Below are 7,739 nucleotides of genomic sequence, written 5' to 3' on the forward strand. Positions count from 1 at the left end.
GCGATCGAGGCCATGCTGGCCAAACTGGCCGCCCCCGGGGCGTGCAACCCCGAGGACGACACCCCGATCGTGGATGCCACCCCCGATGAGGACACGGTGCGCCGCGACACCCGCTCGACAGCGCAGCGCAACCACGACGCCTTCCTCGCCGCGCTGCGCGGCCTGCTGGCTTCGGGAAAACTCGGCTCCCACAACGGGTTGCCGGTCTCGATCGTGGTCACCACCACGTTGCAGGACCTGGAGGCCGCCGCCGGCAAGGCCCTGACCGCCGGCGGCACCCTGGTACCCATGAGCGATGTGATCCGCTGGGCCGGCCACGCCCACCACTACCTCGCCATCTTCGATGGCGCCAAATCACTGGCGCTGCACCACACCAAACGAATCGCCTCCCCCGCGCAACGCATCATGCTCTACGGCAAGGACCGCGGCTGCACCAAACCCGGCTGCGACGCCCCCGCCTACCACAGCCAGGTCCACCACATCACCGGCTGGACCACCACCCGCCGCACCGACATCGACGACCTCACCCTGGCCTGCGGCCCCGACAACCGCCTCGCCGAACAAGGCTGGACCACCCGCACCAACGCCCGCGGCGAAACCGAATGGCTCCCACCACCTCACCTCGACCGAGGACAACCCCGAACCAACACCTACCACCACCCCGAACGATTCCTCCGCGACCAAGACGACGACGAACCCGATTGACGCCAGGGGCTAGCGGCGATGGCGGTGACCCGCTTCGCCCGGCTTCGCCCGGCTTCGCCGCGCTCGCGATCACCGCTGGACCTGATGGCGGTGACCCGCTTCGCCCGGCTTCGCCGCGCTCGCGATCACCGCTGGACCTGATGGCGGTGACCCGCTTCGCCCGGCTTCGCCGCGCTCGCGATCACCGCTAGGCCGGCATCACCCGGCGTACGTCGGGCCCCCACAGCGGCTGCATGCCGCCGGGCAGCGCCAACTGCGTGGTGGTGATGACCTCGGCCAGCTCGCGCAGCCCGGCGTGCACCGAACCGAGCAGGTCGGCCAGCGCGGCACGCTGCCCGTCGGCGCTGACGACTTCCAGCTCGGCGGGATGCGAGCGGCGCAGCAGGGTGGCGATCTCGTCCACCAGCCGTTCCGGGCGCGACGACCCCGACGCCCCGGGCAGATCCTTGAGGTTGGCCCGCAGCCGCTCGACTTGATACAGCAGCGACCGCGGGTTCTGCGCGTCGAACAGCATCAGCTCGGCCACGGCGGCGACGCTGACCTGGCCCACGGTGCGGCGCCGGTAGATGACCGAGGACTCGCACGCCACCAGCGTCGCCTCGATGATCGTCTGCTCGGCCGCGGGCGCACGGACGGCGGTCAACGTGGCCCGCAGCAGCGCGGTCAGCCAGAGGCCGCGTTCGATGCGCTTGCCGATGTCCATCATGGTCCAGCCTGCGTCGCGCACCATCGACTCACCGGCGACCCCCGACAGGGTGAGCATCCCGGACAGCGTCTGCACCTGGGCCGTCGCGAGTAGCGCGTCGGCCTCGGCGAGGGACTCCGGCGGCTCCCGCCGCTGAGCCAGCGCGCGCTCCACCCCGGCCAGCACCATCCAGGTGTCGTTGGACATTTGGTCGCGCACCGCCCTGGCGGCCAACGCCAACCCTTCCACCGACTGCACCAGGGACCCGGGCCGCTCGGGATCCACCGTCAGGGACCACAGGGTCGAGGGGGCGACGGCGATCATCTCCGCCCCGTCGCTGACACGGTCGTCGTCGTCGGTCCCCGTGATCCTGCCCAGCGCGGCCATCAGCACCGGCACGCATTCGCTTTCCTCGGTGTGCTGCTGATGCCGGTAGACGTGGAACCTGTCCCGGGCGACGAGCAGGAGCCGCGCCATGCTCTCCGCGCGCTCGCCGTAGCGGCCGATCCAGAACAGGTCGGACAGCACACGCGGCGAGCTGACGCCCCAGGTGCCCGCGGCCGTCTTCGCCGGCGGCGCGGGCGACGGCAGGGTCACCGTCTCGGCCCGCGCACGCTCCGTCGGGCGCACCCAAACATCCTTAGCGGCAACGGTTTGCAGCGTGTACGCGGCCGGCCCGGGCGCCAGCACATAGCCGACGCCGCCGATCATCGGGGCGTACCCGCTGCGCTGGGCCACGTTGAACAACCGGATGCCGACGCCGGCCGACGACAACACTCCGGCATGGTCGGTGGGCGCCGACGAGAATTGCGGCAGTTCCTGACCGATCCACTGCCAAGGCATCTTCTCGATCGCGGCCGCCAACCGTGTAAGCTGATATGACGAAAGGGTCGGGCCGACAAGGGTTTTGCCGCCGACGGTCGACTTCACCAGGAGCGAAGAAAGATTCGCCAGCAGGTGTGAGCATTCACCCGCGATGCCGCCCCAGTAGACCGGCGCGGACTGCAGCAGGGGCGCCTCCGAGAGCAGGCGCTCGGACAGCTCGGGCAAAAACCGAAGCAGCCCAGGGTTTTCCAATATGCCGCTGCCCAGCGTGTTGACGACGGTCACGGTCCCGCGGTGCGACGCCTCCACCAGACCGGCGACGCCCAGGCGGGAGTCGGCGCGCAGATCGAGGGGGTCGGCGTATTCGGCGTCGACCCGGCGCAGGACGACGTCGACGCGTTTCAGGGTGCCCAGCGAGCGCATCCACAGCTTGCCGTCGCGCACCACCAGGTCCGCGCTCTCCACCAACGGGAAACCCAGCAACGTGGCGAGATACGCCTGGTCGAAGGCGGTTTCGGAGAAGATGCCCGGGCTGAGCACCACCACCACCGGGTCCTGCGCGTCGTCGGGCGCGGCATCGATGAGCGCCAACCGTAGCGCCTGGGCGAACGGCGTCGTCGGTCGCGGCACGATCCGTTCGTAGAGATCGGGAACCGAGTGTGCGACGACGCGCCGGTCGGCCAGGGCGTAGCCGGCGCCCGACGGCGCCTGTGTCCAGTCGGCGTTGACCTGGAAGGTCCCGTCCGGCAGCCGGCTGACGTCGCAGGCGTGCAGGAAAAGCTGGTGATGCCCGGGCACTTCGATGCCGTTGGCCGCGCGCACATAACCGGGATGGGCGAACAACAGCTCCGGCGGCAACAGCCCCTCGGTGAGCAGGCTGCGCGATCCGTACAGGTCGGCGAGAACGGCGTCGAGCAGCCGGGACCGCTGCACCAGCCCGGCCTCCAGCACGTCCCACTCCGCGGCCGCGAGCACGAGCGGCAGCGTGTCCAAAATCCACGGCCGCGGCTCGAGGCCGTGTTCGGTGCGGTCGACGTCGGTGTAGGTGATGCCGTCGCTGTCGATCAGGCCGCGCACCACCGAGCGCAGCCGGTCGAGCCCTGCCCGGCCGCGTTCCGCGATGGTGTCGGCGAGTTCCGTCCATGCCGGTCGCACGCGTCCGTCCCGGTCGACGAATTCGTCATAGCCGGCGGCCGGGCCGTGCCGTAGATCGAAGAGCGCCTCCTGGGCGCGCGCGGCGCGGTACCCGGCCAGCAGGCGGTCGGCGTCGTAGTGGTCGGCCGGGGGCGCCGACCCCGCACCGATGCCGAATGTCATGTCCGCAGACGCCATTACCGCTGCACGGTACGCACGCGGCGCAGGTCGAGGATGCCCGGCGCGCCGATATCGGTGAAGATCCGGGCCTGTTTCTCCCGAATGTCGGACAGATCGAGCTTGCCTGCGGTGAAGCCGGTCGCCTCGAAGCGGCGGGCGCGGCGCGCCTCGGCCTCGACGGCGTTGACGGGCGGCTCGTCGTAGGCCCGCCCACCGGGATGCGCGACGTGGTAGGTGCACCCGCCGCGCGACGTGCCCGTCGTCAGGTCGACCAGCTCGAACTGCAGCGGCACGTCGGTGCTGATGGTGGGGTGCAGCGCGCTCGGCGGCTGCCAGGCCTTGAACCGCACCCCGCCGACGTGGATGTCGGGGTTGTCGGTGGCCAGCAGCGGCACCGGGTAGCCGTTGACCGTCACCACGTAGCGGTGCCGGTCGGCGCCGATGATGCGGATCTGGATGCGCTCGACCGAGGAGTCGACGTAGCGGGCGGTCCCGGACGCGGTGGCCTCCTCGCCGAGGGTGTTCCACGGCTCGATCGCGCCGCGCAGTTCGATCTCCACCCCGTCGAAAACCGCCGTGCCGATGCGGGGGAAACGGAACTCGGTGAACGGGTCCAGCCAGCTGGTCTCGAACGCGATGCCGTGCGCCCGCAGGTCCGCGGCCACGTCGGCGATGTCGTGAATCAAGAAGTGCGGCAACAGGTATCGGCCGTGCAGGTTGGCGCCGTGGCGGATCAGCGGGGCGCGCAGCGGCTCGTCCCAGAACCACGCGACCAGCGAGCGCACCAGCAGCGACTGCACCATCGCCATGCGCAGATGCGGCGGCATCTCGAACCCCCGCAGCTCCAGCAGGCCGAGCCGGCCGCGAGCGCTGTCGGGGCTGTAGAGCTTGTCGATGCAGAACTCGGCGCGGTGGGTGTTGCCGGTGATGTCGGTCAGCAGGTGCCGCAGCGCGCGGTCGATCACCCACGGCTTCGCCACACTCTTAGGACCACCGCCGCCCAACCGCGCGATCTCGGCGAACGCGATCTCGAGTTCGTACAGCGCCTCGGCGCGGCCCTCGTCGACCCGGGGAGCCTGTGAGGTGGTGCCGACGAACCGGCCGGCGAACAAGTACGACAGCGACGGGTGCCGCTGCCAGTACGTCAGCAGCGAGACCAACAGGTCCGGCCGCCGCAGCAGCGGTGAGTCGGCGGGCGTGACGCCGCCGAGGGTGATGTGGTTGCCACCGCCGGTGCCGCCGTGGGTGCCGTCCACGTCGAAGGACTCGGTGGACAGGCGAGCCAATCGCGCTTGCTCATAGAGGGTCTCGAGCTGCTGACTCTGCTCGGCGAAGGTCGCGGTGGGCGCGACGTTGACCTCGATGACCCCCGGGTCCGGCGTGATGGTGGTCGAGCGCAGCCGCGGGTCCGGCGGGGGATCGTAGCCCTCGATCACGACCGGGCAGTCGACCTTGGCCGCCGCGGCCTCGACGCGGGCGACGAGGTCGACGAAATGCTCCAGCGCCTCGGTGGGCGGCATGAAGAGGTAGAGCAGCCCGTCGCGAACCTCGGCGACCATGGCGGTGGGCGGCGCGGTGTCGGGGTCCTCCACCACCGCGGTGCCCGACTCGATCGACAGCTCGACGCCGACGGTCAGGGGATCGGCCTCGAACGACGGGCGCGGCGGACGCCAGCTGATGGAATCGAGCGGCAGCCGCAGACCCGCGGGAGAATCACCGTGCAGCAACACGATTCGACCGCGGCGCAGGCGCCAGTCGGCGCTCGCCCAGCCCTGGCCGTCCTCGCGGCGGTGCAGCGGCAACACGAAAGCCGCTGGGGCGGTGATGGATTCGTCGAGCCGGGCCAGCAGGGCGGCGCGCCCGGCGGGGGAGTCCGCGCCGTCGTCGGGGTCGAGATCGTCGGCCGGGTCCACCGGGTCGCCCTCGGGTTGCCGCACCTTGGTCGCCAGCCGGTGTAGCGGGTCCTCGTAGGCGGCCCGAACTTGCGAGGGCGGCAGCTCCAGGCCGTCGGCGATCGCGGCGAGCAGGCGGTGGCCCGCGTCGGCATCGACCGGGGCCGGGTCGCCCAGCCACGGGTCGGCGAGCAGCGCGCCGTCGTTCCACAGCGGTCGCCCGTCGGTGCGCCAATACAACGCGATCTGCCAGCGCGGCAACGGCTCTCCCGGATACCACCGCCCCTGCCCGCGCTGCAGCAACCCGTTGGGCGCCCACGCCTCTCGCAGGCGCGCGGCCAGGTCGGAGGCGCGCTGCCGCTTGTGCGGGCCGTCGGCGGCCGTGGTCCATTCCTCGGCGACCTGATCGTCCACCGATACGAATGTCGGCTCACCGCCGATGGTCAGCCGGACGTCGGCGGCGGCCAGCCGCTCGTCGACGCGCCGGCCGACCTCGCGGATCGTCTCCCACGCGTCGTCGGTGTAGGGCAGGGTGACGCGCGGGTCCTCGTGGACCCGGGTGACGGTGTTGGAGAACTCCAGCACCGATTCGCACGGTTCGGTGCCGCCGCTGATCGGCGCCGCCGACGCCGGCTGCGGGGTGGCCGCCAACGGGATGTGGCCCTCGCCGGCGAACAATCCCGACGTCGGGTCCAGCCCGATCCAGCCCGCACCGGGGATGTACACCTCGGTCCAGGCGTGCAGGTCGGTGAAGTCGGCGGCGGGGCCCGACGGCCCGTCGAGCGCCTCCACGTCGGAGGCCAGCTGCACCAGGTAGCCGGACACGAAGCGGGCGGCCAGCCCCAGCTGGCGCAGGATCGACACCAGCAGCCACGCCGAATCGCGGCACGAGCCGACGCGGGTCCGCAGCGTGTGATCCGGTGTCTGCACGCCGGGTTCCATGCGCACGCTGTAGGCGACATCGGCGTTGACGGCGCGGTTGAGCGCGACCAGCAGGTCGATGGTGCGCGTGCCGGCGGGCACCGAGAAGTTGCGCACCCAGGCCCGCGTCAGCTCGCCGGGACCCGACCCGTCACCGTTTTCGTCGACCGGCCGCAGGTATGGCTCCAGATCGTCGGCGAGCTCCTTGGGGTACGTCAACCCCTGCGCCGGCCACATCTCGGCCCAGTCCTCGATGAAGAAGTCGAACGGGTTGATCACCTTGAGGTCGGCGATCAGCCCGACGGTGATGGTCAGCCGCCGAGTCGGGTTCGGAAACACAAGGCGCGCAAGGAAATTGCCCACCGCATCCTGCTGCCAGTTGATGAAGTGCTCGTCCGGCTCGATGCGCAGCGAGTAGGCCTCGACGGGCGTGCGGCAATGGGGCGCGGGCCGCAGCCGCACCACGTGCGGATACACCCGGACCGGCCGGTCAAAGGTGTAGCTGGTGCGGTGCTCCAGCGCGACTTTGATGCTCATAACAAGGTGATCTCATCACAGGCGGCACAAGGCCGCAGCGCACCGCAGCCGCGGCTAACAGCGCCGTAACTTCGAACGCGGACCGGCGCTTACGCCGGCTGCGGTCCCGGCGGTGGACCCGGCTGGTAACCGGGCTGCGGCACGGGGACGACCTGGCCGCCGGTCAGCTTGCGGTAGGCGTAGATGATCACCAGGGAGGCGACCGGGGCCGCCACCAACAGGCCCACACCGCACAACAGGAACCCGACGAGGAAGGACGCGAACGCGACCAGCCACACCAGCAGCGCGTTGACGAAATTCGACCCGACGAGCGAGAAGCTGGAGGTGAAGCCCTTGATGGCCGACTCCGAGCGATCGATCACGAACGGGACGGTGAACTGGGTGAAGATGCCAAGGACGAGCCCCGGGATGAAGCACAACGCCGACGCGATCGAGGTGAGCACCTCGACGATCAGCACGGCGAGAAACACCATGCCGAGGTTGCGTGGCTTGAAGAACGAGCCGACCGTGACCGCGCGCCCGTCGGCGAGGTCGAGGCAGCCGGACAGGAACGCCGACTGCGCGAATGCGCTTACCGCGTAGGCGATCAGGTAGCCGAGGGCCAGCATCCCGTATCCGGGTCCGGTCAGGTTGGTCGTGAAGGTGAAGTCGTAGTCGTCGGAGCTCGTGCCGGTCGCGCCGATGTTCTGGCTCAGTGTGATCAGCGCGGTGGCCACTCCGAGCAATAGCCCGTACACCAGCGCGGGAACGATCAACGCGACGGCGTTCCTGGTGAAGGTGTTCCACGCCCAGTGCGTGATCGCTTGTCGGCGGCGCGCCGGGCAGGTCAAAAAGACCGTCGGACACGGCTTCAGGCATAC

Annotated in this window: 4 protein-coding genes; 1 reads left to right on the forward strand and 3 read right to left on the reverse strand. The window is 70.4% G+C overall.

Going from position 1 to position 7,739, the window contains the following annotated elements; translation table 11 throughout:
• Positions 1–705: HNH endonuclease signature motif containing protein (locus A5697_RS08880; RefSeq protein WP_068009786.1), on the forward strand; the 705-nt coding region annotated here is incomplete at its 5' end.
• A 187-nt stretch (positions 706–892) separates the two neighbouring features.
• Here the strand turns inward: A5697_RS08880 and A5697_RS08885 are convergent.
• From A5697_RS08885 to A5697_RS28020, 3 genes are all read right to left on the reverse strand, one after another.
• Complete coding sequence (locus A5697_RS08885; RefSeq protein WP_068009788.1) at positions 893–3,547, reverse strand: circularly permuted type 2 ATP-grasp protein; 2,655 nt, start codon at positions 3,545–3,547, stop codon at positions 893–895.
• The gene (locus A5697_RS08890; protein ID WP_068009797.1) at positions 3,547–6,879 is read right to left on the reverse strand and encodes a DUF2126 domain-containing protein; all 3,333 of its coding nucleotides are present in this window, start codon (positions 6,877–6,879) and stop codon (positions 3,547–3,549) included. Before A5697_RS08890 ends, A5697_RS08885 begins: the two co-directional genes overlap by 1 nt.
• 89 nt (positions 6,880–6,968) lie before the next feature.
• On the reverse strand, positions 6,969–7,739 hold a 771-nt coding region (locus A5697_RS28020; RefSeq protein WP_231972023.1), incomplete at its 5' end, for a hypothetical protein.

This window comes from Mycobacterium sp. E3251, assembly GCF_001666835.1.
Classification (GTDB): domain Bacteria; phylum Actinomycetota; class Actinomycetes; order Mycobacteriales; family Mycobacteriaceae; genus Mycobacterium.